Here is a 23488-nt window from a genome sequence, read left to right on the forward strand (position 1 = left end):
CGCAACTCGCGCCTCGGGGTTGTCGCTAGATCTTGAACTCCGGCAGCTTGCGTTCGACTCGGTGCTTGGCCAGTCTGGCGACTCTGGGCAGGCCGTTGTCGAAGGGCGGGAAGTCTTCCCCCTGAATCAACGGCGAGAGATAGCGGCGGCATTCCTCGGTAATGCCGAAGCCATCCTCGCGAATGAAGTGGCGAGGCATGAACTTTTCCTGATTGGCCACCTCGGCCAGCGGTGCCGGTTCCACGCTCCAGGCATAGGGATCTTCACTGGTACGCTTGATGGCCGGCATCTGGGCGTTCTGGCCGTCCAGGGCCAGTTCGACGGCCTTCTCGCCGACGGCGTAGGCCTGTTCCACATCGGTGCGTGAGGCCAGGTGGCGGGCGGCGCGCTGCAGGTAGTCGGCCACCGCCCAGTGATACTTGTAGCCCAGGTCCTGCTTGATCATGCCGGCCAGGGTCGGGGCCACGCCGCCGAGCTGGCGATGGCCAAAGGCATCGGTATTGCCCGAGTCGGCGAGGAAGGTGCCGTCTTCATAGCGGGCGCCTTCCGAGACCACGATCACGCAGTAGCCATATTCCTGCACCGATTCCTGAACCCGGGCCATCACGGCTTCGCGATCGAAGTGAACCTCGGGGAAGATGACCAGATGCGGCGGATCTCCCTCGCCCTGGCCGGCCAGGCCACCGGCCGCGGCAATCCAGCCGGCGTGGCGGCCCATGACTTCCAGCACGAACACCTTGGTCGAGGTGGCGCTCATCGAGGCGATATCCAGCGAGGCTTCCAGGGTCGAGGTGGCGATGTACTTGGCGACACTGCCAAACCCCGGGGAGTTGTCGGTGATGGGCAGGTCGTTGTCGACCGTCTTGGGCACATGGATGGCGGTCAGCGGATAGCCCATCTTCTCGGAGAGCTGGGACACCTTGAGGCAGGTGTCAGCACTGTCACCGCCGCCGTTGTAGAAGAAATAACGGATGTCATGCGCCTTGAAGACCTCGATGAGGCGCTCGTATTGCGCGCGATGCGTCTCGATGTCCTTGAGCTTGTAGCGGCAGGAGCCGAAGGCGCCGGCAGGGGTGTGGCGCAGCGCGGCGATCGCCTCGTCGCTTTCCTGGCTGACGTCGATCAGGTCCTCGGTCAGAGCGCCGATGATGCCATTGTGGCCGGCATAGACCTTGCCGATCTGGTCGCTGTGCTTGCGGCATGCCTCGATGACCCCGCAGGCGCTGGCATTGATCACGGCAGTGACGCCGCCGGACTGGGCATAAAAGGCATTGTGCTGAGCCATGGAGCTATCCTGTTGCTGGTCGCATCATAGGGCGAGCCGCTGACGATCCGGCCGTCGGCTGGCGATGCCCCGGCTAGGTTGGGCAGGCGTGGATTCTAGCCTATCGCCACCTTCGCTGCATCCTGTGGGCGGGCTCGTGGCAGCCCCCGACGGCTGCAGAGGGCGCGGGTGCCATGCTAATCTTCCGCTTTGCCCGCGACTGGCACCTTCCGGCACTGGAGACAGCATGCATCTTCATATTCTTGGCATCTGCGGCACCTTCATGGGCAGTCTGGCCTTGCTGGCGCGCGAGCAGGGGGTGCAGGTCAGCGGCTCCGATGCCGGGGTCTATCCGCCCATGAGCACCCAGCTGGAGCAGGCGGGTATCACCCTGATGGAAGGCTATGCGGCGGAAAACCTGCAACCTCGCCCGGATCTGGTGGTTGTGGGCAATGCTCTGTCGCGTGGCAATCCGGAGGTCGAAGCGCTGCTCGATCTCGGTCTGCCCTACACGTCCGGGCCCCAGTGGCTGGCCGAGCAGGTGCTGCCCGGGCGGCGGGTGATTGCCGTGGCAGGCACCCATGGCAAGACCACCACGGCCAGTCTGGTGGCCTGGTTGCTGGAGGAAGCGGGACAGTCACCGGGGTTTCTGATCGGCGGTGTGCCGCGCAACTTTGGGGTCTCGGCGCGGCTCGGCGCCCCCGAGGCGCCCTTCGTGGTTGAAGCCGATGAATACGATACGGCCTTTTTCGACAAGCGCTCCAAGTTCGTGCACTACCGCCCCGAGATCGCCGTGCTGGGCAATCTGGAGTTCGATCACGCGGATATCTTCGACGACCTGGCGGCGATCGAACGTCAGTTCCATCATCTGGTACGCACCGTGCCCGGCAAGGGCAAGCTGGTGGTGGCCGACGGAGAACCGGCACTGGAGCGCGTGCTGGCGCAGGGATGCTGGACGCCGGTGGCCCGCTTCGGGCAATCCTCCGGCTGTGACTGGCAGCTGCGCCTGGAACGCCAGGATGCGTCGTGCTTTGACGTGACCCGAGCCGGCCATGACCGGGCGGAATCGGCGCGGGTCGACTGGTCGCTGACCGGCCACCACAATGCGCGTAATGCCCTGGCGGCCATGGTGGTCGCCGAGGCCTGTGGTGTTGCGGTTCAGGACGCGGCCCGGGCGCTGTCGCGATTCGAGACGCCGCGGCGAAGGCAGGAGCTGCGCGGGGTGGTGGCCGGCATCAGTGTGATCGATGACTTCGCCCATCATCCCACGGCCATTGCGTCCACCCTGGAGGGCCTGCGCGCCAGCGGCAATGAAGGACGCCTGCTGGCGGTCATCGAGCCGCGCTCCAACACCATGCGCCTGGGTACCCTGCGGGAGCGTCTGGCGGCCAGCGTGGACAGTGCCGACCTGGCGTTCTGGTATCAGCCGCCGACCCTGGACTGGCAGCTCGGCCCGGTACTCGAGGCGGCATCCACGCCCAGCCTTGAATTCACGTCGCTGGAGGATCTGGTGGCCCGGATCGTCGCTGAAGCGCGTGCAGGAGATCGCATCGTGATCATGTCCAACGGAAGTTTCGACGGGATACATGAGCGCTTGCTGAGCGCCCTGGAGCAGACCCATGGCCAGTGATTATCAAGCTCCCGTGACCGTGGCCATTACCGGCGCCTCGGGCGCCCAGTATGGTCTGCGCCTGATCGAGGTGTTGATCGCCGCTCGACACGAGGTCTGGGTGATGATCTCCAAGGCGGCGCACATGGTGATTGCCACCGAAACTGACGTGACGCTGCCGGCCAAGCCCGAGCGCCTGGCCGAGGTGCTGGCCGAGCGTTTCGGCGCCGGCGCCGATCAGATCCGCTGTTTCGGGCGGGAAGACTGGATGGCGCCGGTCGCCTCCGGCTCCGGGGCGAGTTCGGCCATGGTGGTCTGCCCCTGCTCCACCGGCACGCTCTCGGCCGTGGCCTGCGGGGCCAGCAACAACCTGATCGAGCGGGCGGCCGACGTGGCCCTCAAGGAGCGCCGCCAACTGGTGCTGGTGCCGCGTGAGACACCGCTCTCGGTCATTCATCTCCAGCACATGCTGGAGCTTTCGCGGCTCGGCGCCGTGGTGTTGCCGGCGGCCCCCGGCTTCTATCATCGCCCATCCAGCGTGGAGGAGATGATCGACTTCATCGTCGCCCGGATTCTCAATCAACTGGGGATCGCGCATGAGTTGATGCCGGCCTGGGGAGCGGAAACCTAGTCGCCCCCGGGCGTTGGTGTCGCCACGCTTCCGCCACCGCATGTCATGAGGCCATCATGCTCGACCTCTCCCTGATCTCGGTCTTCGTGCCGACCTTCCTGCTGGTCTCGCTGACCCCCGGTATGTGCATGACGCTCGCCATGGTGCTGGGCATGACCCAGGGCGTGAAGCATACCCTGTGGATGATGGTGGGCGAGCTGACGGGAGTCGGCCTGGTGGCCGCCGCGGCCGGCGCCGGCGTGGCTGCGCTGATGCTTCAGCAGCCGGCCCTGTTCGCGGTGTTCAAGTGGCTGGGTGGCGCCTATCTGGTGTACCTGGGGGTGATGATGTGGCGCTCCCGGGGACGCATGGCGGTGCCCGAGGAACTGGGCACCGGCAGTCGGGCAGGGCGCCGGGAACTCGCCGTTCAGGGCTTCGTCACCGCCGTCGCCAACCCCAAGGGCTGGGCCTTCTTCGTGGCCCTGCTGCCGCCCTTCCTCGACGCCTCACGACCCCTGGCCGGGCAACTGGCGCTGCTGGTGACGCTCATCCTGAGCATCGAGTTCCTGGCCCTCTTGACCTATGCCACCGGCGGTCAGACCCTGCGCCACCTGCTCGGCAACAGCCGCAACGTCCGCCTGCTCAACCGCATCGCCGGCACCCTGATGGTCGGCGTCGGCCTGTGGTTGGCGGCAGGCTGAACAAGCGGCTTCGGCCGCTTCGAGAATGAAGAGGGCAGATCGGCGCTACGCACCTTCAAAGAATCAAGAGGGAAGAACGGCGCTGCGCGCCTTGAAGAGGGAAGATAAACCTTGACGCTCCCAACCCTGGGGCTAGCCTGGCACTCTTCACTCTTCACTCTTCACTCTTCACTCTTCACTCTTCACTCTTCACTCTTCACTCTTCACGCTCACGCCGGCCCCACCCACCATACCCTGGCGGTCAGCAGGGCGAGCGAGGCGGTGGCAAGCCATGGCCAGGGTGCGGGGCTCAGCGGGTCCCGGGGCCGGCGTTGCCAGGCGAGCTGGACCAGGGCGCAGACCACCAGGCCGAGCAGGGCGCCGCCGATCAGGTCGCTCAGCCAGTGCACACCGATGAACAGGCGCGACAGGGCCATGGGAACGGCGAGGGCGATGGCGACCCAGTAGGCCCAGAATCGATACCCCGGCGGCAGCTCGCGCGCGATGAAGGCGGCGGCCATGCCCAGCAATACCACCGCGGTGGAGGTATGGGCGCTTGGGTAGGCCATGGAGCCGGTGAGGTGTTCCGGTGTCATGGGGCGGGCTCGGTCGATCAGGGTCTTGCCCAGCACATTGAGCACGGCAATGCCCAGCAGGCCACCGCCCAGATGGGCGAGGGCATCCCAGCGTTTCTGCCACAACCACCAGAGCGCCCAGGGCACCACCAGGGCCAGGATCCCCAGCAGGTCGCCGATTTCGGCGAGAATGAGTCCGGTTGTCTCGAGGCCCGACATGGAAAGCGAGCCGAGCAGGTCATGCAGGCGCTGGTCCATCGGCAGTGGGCCGTCCTGTTGCAGAACGACGAGCGTCAAGGCACACAGCGCCGACAGGGACGCCAGCAGCAACAGCCAACTGGCCAGTGGCGGCTCGCTGTTGCGCTGCAGGGCCAGCAGGCGCCATATCATGCGTCCCACGCGGCTGTAGCGCGCCAGCTTGACCAGGGCCCGGTAGACATGGCCATCCCGGGAGGTCTGGTGACGCAGCCAGGAGAAGACGATGGCGAGCACCACGATGATGCCCCCCAGGGTGGCCAGCCAGGGCTCCAGTGCGGCGGGCAGACCGGGCAGTCGCTGCCAGGCATGACCCAGCAGATAGCCCGGCAGCACATAGGCCGGCGCCCACAGAACGGCGGACATCACGTTGGCCCACAGAAACCGGCGTGGGGACATGTGCAGCATGCCCGCAATCAGCGGAATGATCGGGCGCACCGGGCCGACGAAACGCCCCAGCAACACCGAGAGGGCGCCATGGCGCTTGAAGAAGCGCGCGCCGCGGCTCAACCACTCCGGATGGCGCGACAGCGGCCACCAGGTCGGCACCCGCTCACGATGCCGATAGCCCAGCCAGAAGCTCAGGCCATCGCCGGCGACGGCACCCAAAAAGGCCATCAGTATGACCCAGATCACCGCCAGCTCCTGATGGCCGGCCATCGAGGAGGCCGCCGTGATCAGCACCACACCGGGCACCAGCAGGCCGACCAGAGCCAGGGACTCGACCATCGCCACCAGCCCCACAATCACCAGCAGCAGGGTGGGCGAGGGCGATAGCTGATAAAAGGCGTCGGTGAGGTTCAAGGCGCACTCCCTGCAACGAAGGGCGAGCCTGGCCGGCCGCCGGTTGGATAAAGCGGTATAACCGATATGGCGCCGCCGGCTCAAGCGTGGGTCTGCCCGGGACCGTGCCAAGGCGCGGCTTGGTAGATGCCCGGTGGGTGACTTAACATGGTCGACAGTTCAAGCGGACGGCTGGTGTTCAGCGGCCCGCGCGGGATCAAGACACGCCGAGGCGCTTTGCGCCCCATCCCCGGCCGCCCCTTCAGGAGATATGTTACGGCATGACTGCACACGTCACACACTCTGACAGTAATTCGACCCAGGCGACCGGCATCCGGGACGTCGAGGCCTACATGGAGCGTCTGGGTATGGCGGCGCGCCAGGCGGCCACGGCCATGCGTCGCGTGGAAACGGCCACCAAGAATGCGGCCCTGAATGCCATGGCCCGCCATCTGGACGCCGCGCGTTCCGAGGTGCTGGCCGCCAATGCCCGGGACCTGGAGGACGGTCGCCGCCATGGTCTGGATGCGGCCCTGCTCGATCGGCTGGCGCTGGATGAAGCTCGCCTCGACGCCATGATAGAGGGGCTCGGTCAGGTGGCCGCGTTGCCGGATCCGGTGGGCGAAGTGGACGGCCTGCGCTCTCGGCCAAGCGGCATCCAGGTGGGGCAGATGCGGGTGCCGCTCGGCGTGATCGGCATCATTTATGAATCGCGACCCAATGTCACCCTGGAGGCCGCGAGCCTTTGTCTGAAATCCGGTAATGCGTGCATTTTGCGCGGCGGCTCCGAGGCCAGGGCGTCCAATGCCGCCCTTGCCGAATGCATTGGTCGCGGCCTCGAGGAGGCCGGACTGCCCCGGGCGGCCGTGCAGGTCGTGGCCACCACTGACCGGGAAGCGGTCGGACACCTCATTCGCATGCCCGAGTACGTCGACGTGATCATCCCGCGCGGAGGCAAGTCGCTGATCGAGCTTATTGCCCGAGAGGCCAGCGTGCCGGTGATCAAGCACCTGGATGGTGTCTGTCATGTCTACATCGACGCCACGGCGGATGCGGAGAAGGCCCTGGCCATTGCCGTCAATGCCAAGACACAGCGCTACGGCACCTGCAACACCATGGAAACCCTGCTGATCGATGCGCCCGTCGCCGAGTCGCTGTTGCCTCGTCTGGCCCGGGCCTACGCTGAGCATGGGGTAGAGCTCCGGGGCTGTGCGGCGACCCGTGAGATCCTGCCGGACATCCTGCCGGCCAGCGAGGCCGACTGGTCGGCCGAATACCTGGCCCCGGTTCTGGCCGTGCGTGTGGTCGAGGGCATCGAGGCGGCGATGGAACACATCGAGCGTTACAGCTCCTCGCACACCGATACCATCGTCACCGAGCATTATGGTCTGGCGCGTCGCTTCATGGCGGAGGTCGACTCCAGCTCGGTGATCGTCAATGCCTCGACCCGTTTTGCCGACGGCTTCGAGTACGGACTGGGTGCCGAGATCGGTATTTCCACCGACCGCCTGCATGCTCGCGGGCCGGTGGGGCTCGAGGGGCTGACAACGCGCAAGTATGTGGTCTTCGGGGATGGTCAGATCCGTGAATGAGGCCGCCTTGCCTTCGCGCGTGGCGATGATGGGCGGGACCTTTGATCCGGTCCACCTGGGACACCTGCGCAGTGCTGTCGAGCTGCACGAAGCCCTGGGGCTGGACTGCCTGCACATGGTGCCGGCAGCGCGCTCGCCATTGCGTGACACCCCACAGGTGACACCGGAAGACCGTCTGGCCCTGCTGCGACTGGGGATTGGTGACACCCCGGGCCTGGTGGCCGACCCGCGGGAGCTGTCCCGTAGTGGCCCTTCCTACAGTGTGGATACGCTCGCTGAGCTGCGCGAACTGTATGGCGCCGAGGCTTGCCTGGTCATGGTGCTGGGCCATGATGCTTTCCTGAGACTCCCCGAGTGGCGCGACCCGCAGCGTTTGTTCAGGCTGGCGAACCTGGTGGTGATCGACCGCCCGGACCATGAAACGCCCTGGTCGGAAGCGCTTCGGGAACTGATGGCCGGTCGCGAGGTCGAGGACAGGGCGGATCTGCTGGCGGTTCCTCAGGGGCGTGCGCTGCATCTGCGCCTGCCATCGCGCATGGCCCTTTCGGCCACCGAAGTCCGGCGTCGTCTGGCCGCCGGCGAGAGTGTGCGCTATCTGCTGCCGGAAGCGGTAGAGTCGTATCTGCTGACGCATGGGCTCTATCGGCCGGCATCCGCCTGAGGCGGGGCGCCCACCTGAGCTGGCCAAAAATCTGCCCCGACCTGTCATGGATCACTGCCAGGCGCCGCTCGACCCGGTACAATGGGGCTACATTTCCTGCTGACGAGGGCAGATAAGAAGGGTATGCACAGCGACGCACTCAAGACTCTGGTGATCGACTCACTGGAGGAACTCAAGGCCCAGGACATCGTGCAGCTCGATGTATCCCGTATGACCAGCGTGACCGAACTGATGGTGGTGGCAAGTGGCACCTCCATTCGCCATCTCGCCGCTCTCGCCGACAATCTCATCAAGACCGCCAAGGACGAGGGGTTCCCTCCCCTGGGGGTCGAGGGGGAAAGCGGTACCGAGTGGGTTCTGGTGGACCTCGGCGATGTGGTCGTGCATCTGATGATGCCCGAGACACGGGCACTCTATGACCTGGAACGGCTCTGGGCGGATCTGCCCACCGATGGTCTGCCGCGGCGCGAGGAAGAGGTCAGCGGTTCGTCATGAAGGTCCGCATGCTCGCCGTGGGCAACCGCATGCCGGGCTGGGTGAACCAGGGTGTGGAGGAGTACCGCAAGCGCCTGCCGCGGGACTTTGCCCTGCACATCGAGGAAATTGCGCCCGGGGCGCGTGGCAAGAACGCCGATACAGGCCGTGCCATGGCCCAGGAGTCGGAGCGGATTCGGGCACGCCTCAAGGGCAATGAGCACATTGTGGCCCTCGAGGTGGGCGGTAAAGCCTGGAGCACCGAGCAGCTGGCCGAGCAGACGGCCGACTGGCGCCACGCCGGCTGTGATGTGGCGCTGCTGGTGGGTGGGCCGGACGGTCTTGACGCCTCCCTCTCGGCGCGGGCCGACCAGCGATGGTCGCTGTCTCCGCTGACCCTGCCGCATCCGCTGGTCAGGGTCTTGCTCGCCGAGCAATTGTATCGTGCCTGGACCCTGATGGTCGGCCACCCGTATCACCGTTGAGCGACGTCGAGCGTTCCGAGGGCCATTACCCGCATGCGCAAGCACCGCGACACCCTGAAAAACCCCCAGCATGAGTTGCGGGTCTTTCGACGACGCGCCCTGTTGGCCTTGATCGTGGTGATACTGCTGTGCGGTCTGCTGGGCGGGCGCCTGTTCTATCTTCAGGTGGTCCAGCATGAGGTCTTCAGCACCCGTTCGGAAAAGAATCGTGTACGCGTCGAGCCGTTGCCGCCGACCCGGGGCTTGATCTATGACCGCAACGGTCAGCTGCTGGCGGAAAACCGGCCGACCTACAACCTGACCCTGGTGCGTGAGCGGGTCGATGACCTGGACGCCACCCTGTCGCGTCTGGTGGAGATACTCGAGTTGCCCGATGCCGAGGTCGAGGCCTTTCGCGAGCGCTCTCGTCAGCGCCAACGCCCCTTCCAACCGGCGCTTTTGATGAGTGACCTGACCGAGGAGCAGATCGCCCGGCTGGCGGTCAATCGCCACCGCCTGGCGGGCGTCGAGGTCGAGGCCCAGCTGCTTCGCTACTACCCGGATGCCGAACTGATGTCGCATGCCCTGGGGTATGTCGGCCGAATCAACAGCGAGGAACTCGAGCGGCTCGACAGCGGCAACTATGCCGGCACTCATTTCATCGGCAAGACCGGCGTCGAACGTTTTTACGAAGCCCAGCTGCACGGCAAGGCCGGTCTGCGCAAGGTGGAAACCAATGCGCGGGGCCGCGCCCTTCGCCAGCTCGACCATACCGACCCGGAGCCCGGCAAGGACTTGACCCTGACCCTGGACAAGCCACTTCAGCAGCATGCCGTGGAGCTCCTCGATGGTCGGCGCGGTGCCATCGTCGCCATTGCCCCGCAGACGGGCGAAATTCTGGCGATGAGTTCAGTGCCGGGGTTCGACAGCAATCAGTTTGTCACAGGTATCGATGTGGCGTCCTATCGCGACCTGCAGCAGGACCTGGATTTGCCACTGTTCAACCGCGCCAGCCGGGGCAGTTATCCGGCGGGTTCGACTATCAAGCCGTTCATAGCCATGGCGGGCTTGCGCGAGGGGGTGATCACACCGCGCGAAACCATTTACGACCCGGGCTACTACCAGCTTCCCAATGATGACCGGCGTTATCGCAACTGGTTGCGCTGGGGGCACGGTCGCGTCGACATGGGCCGTGCCCTGGAGGTCTCGAACAATACCTATTTCTATTCCCTGGCGCATGACCTGGGCATCGACCGCATCCAGGACAATCTCGCCCGTTTCGGTTTCGGCCAGCGCACGGCTCACGATGTTCATGGCCAGGGCAAGGCGCTGCTGCCGTCACGCGAGTGGAAGCGCGAGCGCTTTGGCGAACCCTGGTATCCCGGCGAGACCCTGTCGGTGGGCATTGGTCAGGGTTATCTGCAGATTACGCCGCTGCAGCTGGCGACCGCCACGGCGGTGCTGGCCAATCGCGGGGACTGGGTGAAGCCGCGCTTGGCCCAAAGCATCGGCGGTGAGGCCGTGCCGGTGGACCTGCCTGAGACCCCGGAGGATATCGAGGTGAGCCGCGAAGGCTGGTGGGGTGAGGTCTTCTCCGGCATGGAGGACGTGCTGTCCGGCAACGAGGGCACGGCGCGGCGCTCCGGCACCGATCTTGAATACCGCATGGCCGGCAAGTCCGGAACGGCCCAGGTCTTTTCGCTGGGCCAGAACGAAAAATACAATGCCGACGAGCTCGAGGAGCGCCTGCGTGACCATGCGCTCTTCATGGCCTTTGCGCCGGTGGAGGATCCCCGGATTGCGGTCTCGGTGATCGTCGAGAATGCCGGCGGCGGTAGCAGTCATGCCGCGGGCCTGGCGCGTTCGATGACCGACTTCTGGTTGCTCGAGCGCAATGCCGGCAAGCCTCGGGAAGCCGAGGAAGCCGAGGAAGGCGAGGGTGCATCGGCCCCCACCGGGCAAGGAGCACAGCGATGAGCCGATTCGAGCTGCCCATGGGAAGGCGCGTCCATCCGGTCGGGGCGCCGCGCAGTGGCATGTCGCGGCGCCGCAGTATCTGGGAGCGTATCCATCTGGACCCGTGGCTGACCGGCCTGTTGCTGATATTGATGCTCTCCGGCCTGGTGGTGCTGTACAGCGCCAGTGGTGAGAGCCTCGAGGTGGTGATCGCTCAGGCGCTGCGTTTCGGCGTGGCGCTGGTGGTCATGGTGGTACTGGCGCAGTTCTCGCCGGCGACCCTGTATCGCTGGGCCCTGCCGGCCTATCTGGTCGGGGTGTTGATGCTGGTGGCCGTCGAGGTGATGGGGGACATGGGCATGGGCGCCCAGCGCTGGCTGGTGATTCCCGGCGTGGTGCGCTTTCAACCCTCGGAGATGATGAAGCTGGCGGTGCCCTTGATGGTGGCGGCCTGGTTGTGTCGCAGGCCCTTGCCCCCCAGGCTCGGCGAGCTGCTGGTATGCGCGCTGCTGATTGGCGTGCCGGTCGCCCTGATAGCGCGCCAGCCGGACCTGGGGACCTCCCTGCTGGTGGCAACCGCCGCGGTGTTCGCGATTCTCCTGGCGGGGTTGTCGTGGCGCATCATCTCCGCGCTGGTGCTGATGATGGCGGCCGCGTTGCCACTGCTGTGGATGAACATGCATGCCTATCAGCGCCAGCGGGTGTTGACTTTTCTGGCACCGGAGAGCGATCCCCTGGGGGCCGGCTGGAACATCATCCAGTCGACCACTGCGCTGGGCAGCGGAGGGTTGTGGGGCAAGGGCTGGTTGCAGGGCACCCAGTCGCAGCTGGAATTCCTGCCCGAGCGCCACACCGATTTCATCGTCGCCGTGCTCGGCGAGGAATTCGGTCTGGTGGGGATGCTGGTGTTCCTGCTGCTGTACCTGATGATCGTCTGTCGGGGGCTCTGGCTTTCAAGCATCGCCCAGGACACCTTCGGGCGGCTGCTGGCCGGCAGCATCATCCTGACGTTTTTCATCTACGTCTTTGTCAATATCGGCATGGTCAGCGGTATCCTGCCGGTGGTGGGCGTGCCATTGCCGCTGGTCAGTTTTGGTGGAACCTCCAGCGTGACCTTGCTGGCGGGTTTCGGTATTCTCATGGCGATTCATTCGCATCGCCGTCTGCTGCCGCGTTAGCCAGCAGACAGGCCAAGGATTCTAGGGAGACAACAGGATGACCGGGATGTCGCGAAGCGCGCGTTGGGCCAGGCTGGTGGCGGGCTGTCTGGTGGTATCCTGCGCCTCGGCCACGGCCGGCGATTTTGCGCCGCGCCAGGGGGAGGTCAAGGCACTGATCGATGAGGTCAGTACCCAAGGGGTCGACCGGGCCTGGCTGGAAGATGCCATGCAACAGGCGGATTACCGTCAGGAGGTGCTGGATGCCATGTCCGGTGCCGCCGAGTACCACATGGTCTGGCACGATTATCGGGGCATCTTTCTCGATGAGGAACGCATCGCCAAGGGGGTGCGCTTCATCGAGCAGCACCAGGAGTCCTTCGAGCGTGTACAGCGCGAGTACGGGGTGCCGGTCGAGGTCGTGGCCGCTGTTCTGGGCGTCGAGACCCGCTATGGCGAGATCAAGGGTGACCACCGGGTGCTGGATTCGCTGTCGACCCTGGCCTTCCATCATGAGTCCCGCGGCAGCTTCTTCCGTGGCGAGCTGGCGGCATTTCTGGAAATTGCCCACGAGCAAGGCGTCGCGCCCGGCAGCCTGAAAGGCTCCTATGCCGGGGCCATGGGGTATCCGCAGTTCATTCCGACCAGCTATCGTGCCTATGCCGTGGACTTCAACGACGATGGGGTGCGCAATCTCTGGACGGACCCGGTTGATGCCATCGGCAGTATCGGCAACTACTTTGCCGAGCACCGCTGGCAGGATGGCGCCGCGATCTATCAGGATGCCCGGGGGCCGGCCAGCGCGCCCGCCTCGGTCGACTTCAACCAGGCGCAAGAGCCGTATGTCACGGTGGCTGAACTGCGGGCGGCAGGCATCGAGCCCCGGGGCGAGCTGGCGGACTCCACCCGGGTCATCCCGCTGGCGCTGGAGCAGGCCGACGGCAGCATCGACTACCGTCTGGGCCTGGACAACTTCTATGTGATCACTCGCTATAACCACAGTTATCTGTACGCCATGGCCGTCACCACCCTGGCGGAAGCGATTGCCGCGCAGCGTGGTGAGCCGGATGACTGGTTCTCGGCAACGGCCTTTGAGGCCGGGGAGCGTTCATGAAGTCGAGGTGGAGTGTCGTCTGCGTCGGGCTGTTGCTGGCGGGCTGTGCCAGTGATGGGGGACAGCAGAGCCCGCCCGCGGAGCAGGAAGGCCAGGCAGCGGCCGAGGGGACCGCTGGAGGCCGGTATGCCATGTCCAGCGACGCCTATCCCGAGCAGCCACCGGATGTCAGTCAGGTGCCCGATGCCGTGCCACGCCCTGAGCCCAAGTCCCGGGCCGGCAACAAGTCGCGCTATGAAGTCTGGGGCAAGACCTATCGGGTGCTTTCGGATGCCAGTGGCTATGAGCGCACCGGCACGGCCTCCTGGTACGGCAAGAAGTTTCATGGGTATGCCACCTCGAATGGCGAAATCTATGACATGTACAAGATGAGTGCCGCGCATCGCCATCTGCCGCTGCCGACCTTTGCCCGTGTCACCAACCTCGACAACGGCCGCTCGGTGATTGTGCGGGTCAATGACCGTGGCCCCTTCCACAGTGAGCGGGAAATCGACCTGTCCTATGCCGCGGCGTCGCGACTGGACATGGTCGATCATGGCACCGGGAGGGTCAGGGTCGAGGCGATTGACCCACAGGCCTGGCAGGCCAGGCAGAGCGGCGGGGCTGGCGCCGAGGCCGAGGCGGTTTCCGCGTCCTCGACAACCACGTCCAGCACGGCCGCGGCCGGGGCTCCGGTCTACCTGCAGGTGGCGGCACTGGGCTCGGCAGACAGCGCGCGCGCCCTCAAGACGCGCCTCGAAGGCAGTCTCTCGCGGTCGGTCCGGGTCGCCAGTGCCGAGGATCTGTACCGTGTCCAGGTCGGGCCCCTGCAGCACACCGACCAGGTGAGCGCCGTACGCGGCCAGTTGAGCCGTGTCGGCTTCGACCAGACCTTTATCGTCGATGGTGCCGACTGATCGGCATCCACCCGTTGATTCCTCCAGTGAAGTACTCGAAGAGATTTACCGCCATGAATGTGTCCTGCTCGTTTTTCCTCCGTCGCATGATGCCGGCACTGCTGGCATGCTCGCTGGTCAGCATGCCGCTCCAGGCCCAGGAGACGAACCCCACTCCGCAGCCGCAACCCCAGGCCCAGCCACAACCGCAGACCATGATTCCGGCGCCGCCGCGCCTGGCGGCAACTTCCTGGCTGCTGATGGACGCCGGGAGCGGCCGTATCATCGCCCAGCACAACCCGGATGAGCGCCTGCCACCGGCCAGCCTGACCAAACTGATGACTGCCTATCTGGTGGAGCGGGAACTCAACCAGGGCAATATCTCCCTCGACGACCAGGTGCCGATCAGCGAGAAGGCCTGGCGCACCGGGGGGTCCAAGATGTTCATCGAGGTTGGCGATCGGGTGCCGGTCAGTGAGCTGCTGCACGGCATCATCATCGTCTCGGGCAATGATGCCAGTGTCGCCATGGCCGAGTATCTCGCTGGTGGCATCGAGCCTTTCGCCGATATCATGAACCAGCATGCCACGCGGTTGGGCATGGAGAACACTCACTTCGTCAACCCGACCGGTCTGCCGCACGAGAATCATTATTCCTCGGCCCGCGACCTGGCCATGTTGTCGCGTTACATCATCAATGATTACCCCAAGCATTACGCCACCTACAGCGAGAAGCAGTTCACCTATGGGGGCATCGAGCAGCCCAATCGCAACCGGCTGCTGTGGCGTGACAGCTCGGTGGACGGTCTCAAGACTGGCTGGACCGAAGAAGCCGGCTACTGCCTGGTGTCCTCGGCCAAGCGTGATGACATGCGACTGATCGCCGTGGTCATGGGTACGGCGTCCTCCGAGGCGCGGGTCCAGGAAAGTCAGAAGCTGCTCAGTTATGGCTTTCGTTACTTCGAGACCCTCAAGCTGTATGACCAGGGGGCTGTCCTCAATACCTCGCGGGTCTGGGAAGGCGACAAGAATGAGCTGAAGATCGGCGTCGACGACAATGTCTTCATGACGGTGCCGCGCAATCACAATGAAGAGCTCACTGCCAAGCTGGATATTCGCAAGGGCCTGACCGCGCCCATCAAGGCCGGTGAGATGGTCGGCACCATGGAGGTCCGGCTGGGCGATGAGGTCGTCGGCCAGCGTGACCTGATGGCCCTAGAAGAGGTCCAGGAGGGCGGATTCTTCAAGCGCATGATCGACAAGGTCAGCCGTTTCTTCTCCGATCTGTGGAGTGGCTGGTTCGGTTGATACCCCCGATAGGGGGGGGGGCGCCATTCCTTGCCTGCGGACTGCGGCGGACGCTGATCATCAGCGCTCGCTGTCGTCTTGGTGGCGGCGCGACGCTGACGTAGAATGTACTCAGATACTTTCACTCAGGTGCGGGATGAACGAAAAGACCCGACGCGATCTGCGTCAAGCTACCCAGACCCAGTCTCAGGCCGAACCACCGAAAATCACCTTTCCGTGTGATTATCCGATCAAGGTGGTCGGTGATGCCGTGGACGGTTTCGTCGACATGGTCTGCGCGACAGTGTCACGCCACGACCCGAACTTCGATCCGTCGCGCATCGAGGTTATCGACAGCCGCAATGGCCGCTTCCAGTCGGTACGTTTTTCCATCCGGGCCACCGGCGAGGAGCAGCTGCAGGCACTCTTTCATGAGTTGAAGGCCAGCGGCCTCGTGCACATGGTGGTCTAGGCGTGGAGCCGATTCAGGTACACCGGCTGGGCCGGCGCCCCTATGAGCCGGTCTGGCAGGCAATGCGCGAGCTCACCGACCAGCGCGATGCCTTCACGGCGGATCAGTTGTGGCTGGTCGAGCATGAGCCGGTATTCACCCAGGGCCGGGCCGGCAAGCCGGAGCACCTGCTGATGCCCGGCGACATTCCGGTCGTCGCCACCGATCGTGGTGGCCAGGTCACCTATCATGGGCCCGGGCAGGTGGTGGCGTATCCGTTGCTGGATGTCCGGCGGGCGGGCCTCGGTGTCCGGGATCTGGTCAATGCGCTGGAAAGGGCCGTGGTGGCCCTGCTGGCCGAGGTGGGCATAGCAGCCCATGCGCGACCGGATGCGCCCGGCGTCTATGTCGGGGAGGCGAAGATTGCCTCACTGGGGCTGCGTATTCGTCGGGGGGGCAGCTTTCATGGCGTGGCGCTCAATGTCGAAGGCGACCTATCACCCTTCGAGCGCATCAACCCCTGCGGCTATGCCGGCATGACCATGACCCGCATGGCCGATCTGCTTGAGACACCACCGGACATGGCGACCACGGCGCTGCGGCTGGCGCATTGTCTGGCCGTCGAGCTGGGGCGTGACCTGCAGTTTGTCGAGGCCTCTGCCGACGCCTGATGGTCGTCTCTGCATCGGGGGCTCGCGGCTTCCGGCCCTTTAAAGCACAACGCCGACCCTGGAGGTCGGCGTTGTGCGTCATGGCCCGGGTTGCTGGGCCCTGCCAGGGCATCAACCCACGTTGAGAGTGGGAATCCGGTTGGGGTCTTCCTCCGCTGCCTGGCCGGGTATCTTTCCCGGCGTGGCAAGCTCGAGGCCCAGATTGTTGTTCTCGAAGACACGGTCGGCGCGGTAGCTGGAACGCACCAGTGGGCCGGAAGGGACTTCCATGAAGCCCCTCTCGAGCCCGAGCTGGCGGTAGCGCTCGAATTCCTCCGGTGTCACCCAGCGCTCCACCGGCAGGTGGTTGCGCGTCGGGCGCAGGTACTGGCCCAGGGTGACGATATCGACGCCGATCTCGCGCAGATCATCGAAGGTCTGGAGAATCTCTTCCTCGGTTTCGCCAAGGCCCAGCATCAGGCTGGTCTTGGTGATCACGCCGGGGCGATGACGTTTGGCATGAGCCAGCACATCCAGTGTCTTGCGATACCCGGCCCGCGGGTCGCGCACGCGACTGGTCAGGCGCTCGACGGTCTCGACATTCTGGGCGAATACCTCGAGGCCGGAATCGACCACGCGTTCCACCGCGGCGGGGTCCGCATCGAAGTCGGGGGTCAGGGCTTCCACGGCGACCTCGGGCGTGCGTGCCTTGATGGCACGAATGCAGTCGGCGTAGTGCGTGGCGCCGCCATCCTCCAGGTCATCGCGGTCGACCGAGGTCAGAACCACATACCGCAGCCCCATGAGTTCCACGGACTTGGCGGTATTCTGGGGTTCCTCCTGGTCCAGCCAGCCCCTGGGGTTGCCGGTGTCCACGGCACAGAATCGACAGGCGCGGGTGCATACCGAGCCCATCAGCATGATGGTGGCGGTGCCGTTGCTCCAGCACTCGCCGATGTTGGGGCAGTGGGACTCGGCGCAGACGGTGCTCAGGCGGTGCTCATCGACGTTGCGCTTGACGGCGTCGAAGCGTTCACCGCCCGGGATCTGGGCGCGCAGCCACTTGGGTTTGCGGCCCAGCTCGGGGTTGTCCTCTGCGGGCCGGCTGCGTTCTTTCATGCCGTCCTTGATGGCGGTGGCACCGTGTTCGTTGCGGTACTTGTCACCGCTGGAAATCTTCTTGACGGTTTCGTCGCTCATGATCTGCAAGCCTCTCCATTCGGCGGCTGTGCGTCACGCCCATGCGGTCGCGGGGATTCCACGAGATTGCCGCAAATCGGCTGGCGTCGGGCATGGCCTGTCGGGATTATGCTCACAACGTACCATATTCACGCCTGACCTGCAGGCGCCGGATATTTCCCTTGTCGCGCGGAATTCGCTATATTGCATTGCAGCAAATGCTTGCCCGCCGGATGATGTCCGGCTTTCGCCACGGAGTCCGCGATGTATCCCATGATGCCTTCTTCGTCCACGACGACGATGTCCCTGCTGGATCCCTTCGGCTTTGGTCGCGCGGCCTGCGAGTACTGGGTCGATGCCATGGAGCGTGGCACCCTCTACCTGGATGTCATGCGACAGCGTGGCAATCAGTACCTCGAGCACATCGAGAAGACCAAACCCAATGTGCTGGGTTTCGAGGCCGAGGTACTGGCCGATGGCCGTGATCTGCCGCGCCCCGTCAACTATGAGTTGCTGCGGATTCTGCCGCCCGAGGGGGTCGAGACCGACCCGCAGAGCCGCCCCTTCGTGGTCGTCGACCCGCGAGCCGGCCATGGTCCGGGGATTGGCGGCTTCAAGCCCGACAGCGAAATCGGCGTGGCGCTCAGGGCCGGCCACCCCTGTTACTTCATCGGCTTTCTGCCGTACCCGGTGCCCGGTCAGCAGGTCGAGGACGTGGTCGAGGCCGAGGTCAGTTTTCTGCGCCATGTGATCGAGCGCCATCCCGATATCTCCGAAAAGCCCATGGTGGTCGGCAATTGCCAGGCCGGTTGGCAGATCATGATGGCGGCGGCTCTGGAACCGGATCTGTTCGGGCCGATCCTGATTGCCGGTGCGCCCTTGTCCTACTGGGCCGGCGAGCGTGGCGGTGCCCCCATGCGTTACACCGGTGGCATGACCGGCGGCAGCTGGATGACGGCGCTGCTCGGTGACATGGGCGCGGGGCTGTTCGACGGGGCCTGGCTGGTGCAGAACTTCGAGCGCCTCAATCCGGCCAACACCTGGTGGGACAAGCAGTATCGCCTGTATGCCAATGTCGATACCGAAGCGCCGCGCTACCTGGATTTCGAGCGCTGGTGGGGCGGGCACGTGGTGCTGGGGGCCGATGAAATCCAGTACATCGTCGACAACCTCTTCGTCGGCAATCGCCTGTCCACCGCGCAACTGGTCTCCTCGGACGGGCGTCGGATCGACCTGCGCAATCTGCGCTCGCCGGTCGTGGTGTTCTGTTCGCGGGGTGATGACATCACGCCACCGCCCCAGGCACTGGGCTGGGTGCGCGACCTTTACGAGAACACCGAGGATATCGTCGCCAATGAGCAGACCATCGTGTATTGCGTGCACGACAGCACTGGTCATCTGGGCATCTTCGTCTCGGGCAGTGTGTCGCGCCGCGAGCACGCCGAGTTCACGGCCAACATGGACTACATTGATGTCCTGCCGCCGGGGCTCTACGAGACCCAGGTGACCTCGGCCGACCAGCATGTATCTGGGGAGCCGGTCGAGCGTGATTACCTGCTCGAGTTCCAGCGACGCGAGGTGGATGACCTGGACAGGGAAGTGCAGCATCGCCCCGAGGATGATCGTCGCTTTGCCACGGTGGCGCGGCTCTCGGAGATCAACCTGGGGCTGTATCGCCTCTTCGCTCAGCCCTGGATCAAGGCCACGGCCACCCCGGAATCGGCCCGCATGATGCGCCGCATGCATCCCAATCGCCTGGGCTATCGTCTGCTCTCGGACCGCAATCCGCTAATGGGCGCGGTCCCGGTCATGGCTGAACGTATTCGCCGCGATCGCCATGAGGTTGGTCAGGACAATGTCTATCGGGCCCTGGAGGGTGTGATGTCCAGTGGCATATCTCAGGGTCTGGATGCCTGGCGTCAGTATCGTGATCGCTTGATCGAGCAGAGCTTTCTCACTTTTTATGGTCAGCCTATGCTGCAGGCCATGGTGGGGCTCCATGGTGATGCGCATTCCCAGCGACATCGTCCCGGCGCCGAGCCGGAACACCGGCGCTTCATCGAACAGCGTAGGGCCAGCACCCGGGCCAGGATCGCCCAGGGCGGCAGCCATGAGGCCGTGATGCGCTCGGTGATCCATGTGCTGGGCGGAGCGCCTGCCAGTGATGAGCGCAATTTCAAGCGCTTGCGTGCCTCTCGGGCTGAACTCGAGCCCAGTGCGACCCTGGCCGACTTCAAGCATCTGGTGCGTGAACAGTTCTTCGTGCTCGAGTATGACCGTGAAGGCGCGCTGAACGCCATCCCGACCTTGCTGGAGGGCCAGAGTGCCGCCGAAATCGATTTGCATATCGAGCATATCGAGCATGTCCTGGCGGCCAGCGGTGAGTTGTCCGAGCATGCGGCGGAGCGTTTCGAGCGTATCCGCGAGCTCTTCAATTCGGTCAGGCCCGACGACACCGCGAAGCGCCCGGCCAACGACGCCACAAGCCCCGACTGAGGGGCGTTGCGCTGTCCATTCAGGAGGCTCCCTTGTCGCCCCCGCCGGTCTTCCGGCGGGGGCGTTGCGATTGATGGCGCACAAGGCTTAACTTGTCGCATGAAGCGGGTTCAGTCTAGGTTCTAGGTTTGTGACTGGCATGAAGCCGAGTGCTGGGGTAGGGTAAGCGCATTTTTCACCGTCACCGATACGACGGGCCGAATCCGATCGGCGCCGCCTGTGCCGGCGCCAAACGTATAGTGGAGCACTATGGGCAAGTCACTGGTCATCGTCGAGTCGCCCGCCAAGGCCAAGACGATTAACAAGTATCTCGGCAACGATTACATCGTTAAGTCGAGCGTGGGACACATCCGTGACCTGCCGACCAGCGGCACGGGCAAGGCCGCGACCGATCCCAAGGAGCGTGCGCGGCAGGCTGCCGAGACGCGCAAGATGTCGGCGGAAGAGAAGGCCGAGCATCGCCGTCGCAAGGCACACGATCAGCTGATTCGGCGCATGGGCATCGATCCGGATAATGGCTGGGACGCCGACTATGAGGTGTTGCCGGGCAAGGAAAAGGTCGTGTCCGAGTTGCAGAAATTGGCCGCCAATGCCGACAATGTCTACCTGGCCACCGATCTGGACCGCGAGGGGGAAGCCATTGCTTGGCACCTGCGCGAGACCATCGGGGGAGACGAGTCTCGTTATCGGCGCGTGGTGTTCAACGAGATCACGCAGAATGCCATCAAGCAGGCCTTCGAGGATCCGGGCCATTTGAACATGCCGCGGGTCGAGGCACAGCAGGCACGACGCTTCCTCGACCGGGTGGTCGGCTTCATGCTTTCGCCGCTGCTCTGGGCCAAGGTGGCCCGTGGCCTCTCGGCCGGCCGCGTCCAGTCGGTGGCGATGCGCCTGATCGTCGAGCGCGAGCGCGAGATCCGCGCCTTCGTGCCCGAGGAGTTCTGGGATGTGCATGCCGACCTGGCAGCCGCCGAAGCCAGTGGCGAAGTGGTGCGCTTCGAGCTAGTCAAGTACCAGGGCGAAACTTTCCGGCCGACCAGCGAGAGCGAGACGCTGGAAAAGATCGCCGCCCTGCGCGAGGCCCGGCTGGCGGTTACCGGGCGGGAGGACAAGCCGACGCGCTCGCGGCCCAATGCGCCCTTCATCACCTCGACCCTCCAGCAGGCCGCCAGCGGCCGGCTCGGCTTCTCGGTGAAGAAGACCATGACCCTGGCCCAGCGACTTTACGAGGCCGGCTACATCACCTACATGCGTACCGACTCCACTAACCTTTCCCAGGAAGCGGTGAACGGCGCCCGGGAATACATTCTCGACGCCTATGGTACGTCATACCTGCCCGAATCGCCGAACCGTTTTACTAGCAAGGAAGGTGCCCAGGAGGCCCACGAGGCCATCCGACCCTCCGAGGTCACCCGCCAGGCCAGTGACCTGGCCGGCATGGAGCGCGACGCCGAACGCCTCTACGAGCTGATCTGGCGTCAGTTCGTCGCCTGCCAGATGACACCGGCCAAATACCTGTCGACCACCCTGACGGTCGAGGCTGAGGGCTACGAGCTGCGTGCCAAGGGTCGTGTCCTCAAGTTCGATGGTTATACCCGGGTTATGAAACCCATGGGGCGCAAGGACGAGGATCAGTCGCTGCCCGACCTCGGCGAAGGGGCCGAACTGAGTCTGGTGACGCTGGACCCCCAGCAGCATTTCACCAAGCCACCGGCCCGCTATACCGAGGCCAGCCTGGTCAAGGAGCTCGAGAAGAAGGGCATTGGCCGCCCCTCAACCTATGCGGCGATCATCTCGACCATCCAGGACCGCGGTTATGTGCGTCTGGAAAACCGACGCTTCTACGCCGAGAAACTCGGGGATATCGTCACCGAGCGGCTCAAGGAGTCCTTCCCAGACCTGATGGACTACTCCTTCACGGCGCGCATGGAAGACAGCCTGGATGAGGTCGCCGAGGGCGAGCGTCGCTGGCGGGAACTGCTCGATGCCTTCTATGCCGAGTTCCGAGACGAGCTTAGAAAGGCCGAGAGCGATGAGGGTATGCGGCCCAACCAGCCGGTTCCCACTGATATCGACTGCCCGAGCTGTGGGCGCCAGATGCAGATCCGCACGGCTTCCACCGGCGTCTTCCTGGGCTGCAGCGGCTACAACCTGCCCCCTAAGGAACGCTGCAAGACCACCATGGATCTGCTGCCGGGTGATGAGGCCGTGGCCGCCGATGCCGGAGAAGAGGCCGAAACGGATGCGCTGCGTGCCAAGCACCGCTGCCCCAAGTGCGGCACGGCAATGGACAGCTATCTCATCGATGAAAGCCGCAAGCTGCATGTCTGTGGCGACAGCCCCGACTGTGACGGCTATGAGGTCGAGGAAGGGCGTTTTCGCATCAAGGGCTATGAAGGGCCGACCCTGGAGTGCGACAAGTGCGGCAGTGAGATGCAGCTCAAGTCCGGCCGTTTCGGCAAGTACTTCGGCTGTACCAGCGAGTCTTGCAAGAACACGCGCAAGCTGTTGCGCAACGGCGAGGTGGCGCCGCCCAAGATGGATCCGATCGGCATGCCGGAACTGGCCTGCCAGAAGGTCGAGGACCACTATGTACTGCGGGACGGTGCCAGCGGCCTTTTCCTGGCGGCCAGCAAGTTCCCCAAGAACCGCGAAACGCGTCCGCCGCTGGTGGCCGAGCTGAAAGCGCACGCCGACGAACTACCGGAAAAGTACCATTATCTGCTCGAGGCCCCCGAGGCGGACCCTGATGGCCGTCCGTCGCAGATCCGTTTCTCGCGCAAGACCAAGGAACAGTTCGTGATGACCGATGACAACGGCAAGGCCACCGGCTGGAAGGCCAGCTATGTGGACGGCCGCTGGCAGGTGGAGGACAAGCGCAAGTGACACCACGGGCGCGCACCAATCAACTGCTCTACCAGGCCGAACTGCTGCTGGCCATCGCACCGGGCGAGGATGAACATGCCGAGGCACGTCGCATGGCGGCCGAGGAGGGTGCGTTGGCGCTGCTCGAGCTGGCGCTCGAGTCATTGGTCAGCGAGCTCACCGAGTTCACGACTCAAGGCGCGGCCCCGGACTGGCGAACGCTGTTGCGCTCGCCTGATCTCGACCTGGCCGAACTTGAACGCCTGCGCACTCTTATCGAGCGCCCCGATAGCTGGTTGCATCGCCTTGTCTCGCGCCTGGGCATGTTGCACTCCAGCGACGGCGCCGCCCGCCGTTCCAGCGGTGCCGCCCAGGGCATGATTGCCGTCGGCGGCCCGGAGCTTGCCAGCGAACTGCTGGAGTGTCTGGATGACGCCAAGCGGGAGATCAGCGCCCTGCGCCTGACCAACGAGGAATGGTGATGTGCCTGGC

20 protein-coding genes are annotated in these 23488 nt (G+C 64.7%); 17 read left to right on the top strand and 3 right to left on the bottom strand.

Translation table 11 applies throughout. The features are described from left to right. Positions 1-25: 25 nt before the first annotated feature. Positions 26-1285 (bottom strand): 6-phosphofructokinase, encoded by a 1260-nt coding sequence (locus tag QWY74_RS05660; protein WP_264825117.1) that lies wholly within the window; start codon positions 1283-1285, stop codon positions 26-28. A gap of 226 nt (positions 1286-1511) precedes the next feature. Between QWY74_RS05660 and mpl the strand changes: the two genes are divergently transcribed. From mpl to QWY74_RS05675, 3 genes are read left to right on the top strand one after another with little or no spacing between them, the layout of a single operon-like run. Next, complete coding sequence (gene mpl, locus QWY74_RS05665; protein WP_264825118.1) at positions 1512-2894, top strand: UDP-N-acetylmuramate:L-alanyl-gamma-D-glutamyl-meso-diaminopimelate ligase; 1383 nt, start codon at positions 1512-1514, stop codon at positions 2892-2894. Next, entirely contained in the window at positions 2884-3504 is a 621-nt protein-coding gene (locus QWY74_RS05670) for a flavin prenyltransferase UbiX (RefSeq protein WP_264825119.1), read from the top strand. Before mpl ends, QWY74_RS05670 begins: the two co-directional genes overlap by 11 nt. Before the next feature lie 56 nt (positions 3505-3560). Continuing rightward, complete coding sequence (locus tag QWY74_RS05675; protein ID WP_290313969.1) at positions 3561-4184, top strand: LysE family translocator; 624 nt, start codon at positions 3561-3563, stop codon at positions 4182-4184. A gap of 209 nt (positions 4185-4393) precedes the next feature. Here the strand turns inward: QWY74_RS05675 and QWY74_RS05680 are convergent, their stop codons facing one another. After that, positions 4394-5797: a bifunctional DedA family/phosphatase PAP2 family protein gene (locus QWY74_RS05680; protein WP_264825121.1), complete on the bottom strand. Its 1404-nt coding sequence runs from the start codon at positions 5795-5797 to the stop codon at positions 4394-4396. 260 nt (positions 5798-6057) lie between these two features. Between QWY74_RS05680 and QWY74_RS05685 the strand changes: the two genes are divergently transcribed. The 11 genes from QWY74_RS05685 to lipB all read left to right on the top strand — a co-directional run bounded on the left by QWY74_RS05685 (position 6058) and on the right by lipB (position 16477). Then, a complete protein-coding gene (locus tag QWY74_RS05685; RefSeq protein WP_264825122.1) occupies positions 6058-7368 on the top strand; it encodes a glutamate-5-semialdehyde dehydrogenase in 1311 nt (436 codons plus the stop codon). After that, entirely contained in the window at positions 7349-8029 is a 681-nt protein-coding gene (gene nadD, locus QWY74_RS05690; RefSeq protein WP_264825123.1) for a nicotinate-nucleotide adenylyltransferase, read from the top strand. The genes QWY74_RS05685 and nadD overlap by 20 nt, the downstream gene beginning before the upstream one ends. A 123-nt stretch (positions 8030-8152) precedes the next feature. After that, on the top strand, positions 8153-8524 hold the full coding sequence (gene rsfS / locus QWY74_RS05695) for a ribosome silencing factor (RefSeq protein ID WP_264825124.1): 372 nt from the start codon (positions 8153-8155) through the stop codon (positions 8522-8524). Next, a complete protein-coding gene (gene rlmH / locus QWY74_RS05700) occupies positions 8521-8988 on the top strand; it encodes a 23S rRNA (pseudouridine(1915)-N(3))-methyltransferase RlmH (RefSeq protein WP_264825125.1) in 468 nt (155 codons plus the stop codon). The genes rsfS and rlmH overlap by 4 nt, the downstream gene beginning before the upstream one ends. Before the next feature lie 33 nt (positions 8989-9021). After that, entirely contained in the window at positions 9022-10944 is a 1923-nt protein-coding gene (gene mrdA / locus QWY74_RS05705) for a penicillin-binding protein 2 (RefSeq protein WP_290313970.1), read from the top strand. After that, positions 10941-12101: a rod shape-determining protein RodA gene (gene rodA, locus QWY74_RS05710; protein ID WP_264825127.1), complete on the top strand. Its 1161-nt coding sequence runs from the start codon at positions 10941-10943 to the stop codon at positions 12099-12101. Before mrdA ends, rodA begins: the two co-directional genes overlap by 4 nt. A 37-nt stretch (positions 12102-12138) precedes the next feature. Further along, positions 12139-13194, top strand: a complete 1056-nt coding sequence (gene mltB / locus QWY74_RS05715) for a lytic murein transglycosylase B (RefSeq protein WP_264825128.1) — start codon at positions 12139-12141, stop codon at positions 13192-13194. Next, positions 13191-14090: a septal ring lytic transglycosylase RlpA family protein gene (locus QWY74_RS05720; protein WP_264825129.1), complete on the top strand. Its 900-nt coding sequence runs from the start codon at positions 13191-13193 to the stop codon at positions 14088-14090. Before mltB ends, QWY74_RS05720 begins: the two co-directional genes overlap by 4 nt. A gap of 53 nt (positions 14091-14143) precedes the next feature. Further along, complete coding sequence (locus QWY74_RS05725) at positions 14144-15376, top strand: D-alanyl-D-alanine carboxypeptidase family protein (RefSeq protein WP_435389128.1); 1233 nt, start codon at positions 14144-14146, stop codon at positions 15374-15376. A gap of 136 nt (positions 15377-15512) precedes the next feature. Then, on the top strand, positions 15513-15827 hold the full coding sequence (locus QWY74_RS05730; protein ID WP_264825130.1) for a YbeD family protein: 315 nt from the start codon (positions 15513-15515) through the stop codon (positions 15825-15827). A gap of 2 nt (positions 15828-15829) precedes the next feature. Then, positions 15830-16477 (top strand): lipoyl(octanoyl) transferase LipB, encoded by a 648-nt coding sequence (lipB, locus tag QWY74_RS05735; protein ID WP_264825131.1) that lies wholly within the window; start codon positions 15830-15832, stop codon positions 16475-16477. A gap of 111 nt (positions 16478-16588) precedes the next feature. On the opposite strand, the gene lipA is transcribed toward lipB, so the two are convergent. Beyond that, on the bottom strand, positions 16589-17656 hold the full coding sequence (lipA, locus tag QWY74_RS05740; protein WP_264825132.1) for a lipoyl synthase: 1068 nt from the start codon (positions 17654-17656) through the stop codon (positions 16589-16591). 243 nt (positions 17657-17899) lie between these two features. On the opposite strand from lipA, the gene QWY74_RS05745 reads away from it, so the two are divergent. From QWY74_RS05745 to QWY74_RS05755, 3 genes are all read left to right on the top strand, one after another. Beyond that, a complete protein-coding gene (locus QWY74_RS05745) occupies positions 17900-20131 on the top strand; it encodes a DUF3141 domain-containing protein (protein ID WP_290313971.1) in 2232 nt (743 codons plus the stop codon). Positions 20132-20380: 249 nt separating this feature from the next. Further along, positions 20381-23017 carry a type I DNA topoisomerase gene (topA, locus tag QWY74_RS05750; protein ID WP_264825134.1) on the top strand — a complete coding sequence of 879 codons (2637 nt, stop codon included), beginning with the start codon at positions 20381-20383 and terminating at the stop codon, positions 23015-23017. Further along, entirely contained in the window at positions 23014-23478 is a 465-nt protein-coding gene (locus QWY74_RS05755) for a DUF6586 family protein (RefSeq protein ID WP_264825135.1), read from the top strand. Before topA ends, QWY74_RS05755 begins: the two co-directional genes overlap by 4 nt. Positions 23479-23488: the final 10 nt, after the last annotated feature.

Source organism: Halomonas almeriensis (assembly GCF_030409235.1).
Taxonomy (GTDB): Bacteria; Pseudomonadota; Gammaproteobacteria; order Pseudomonadales; family Halomonadaceae; genus Halomonas; species Halomonas almeriensis.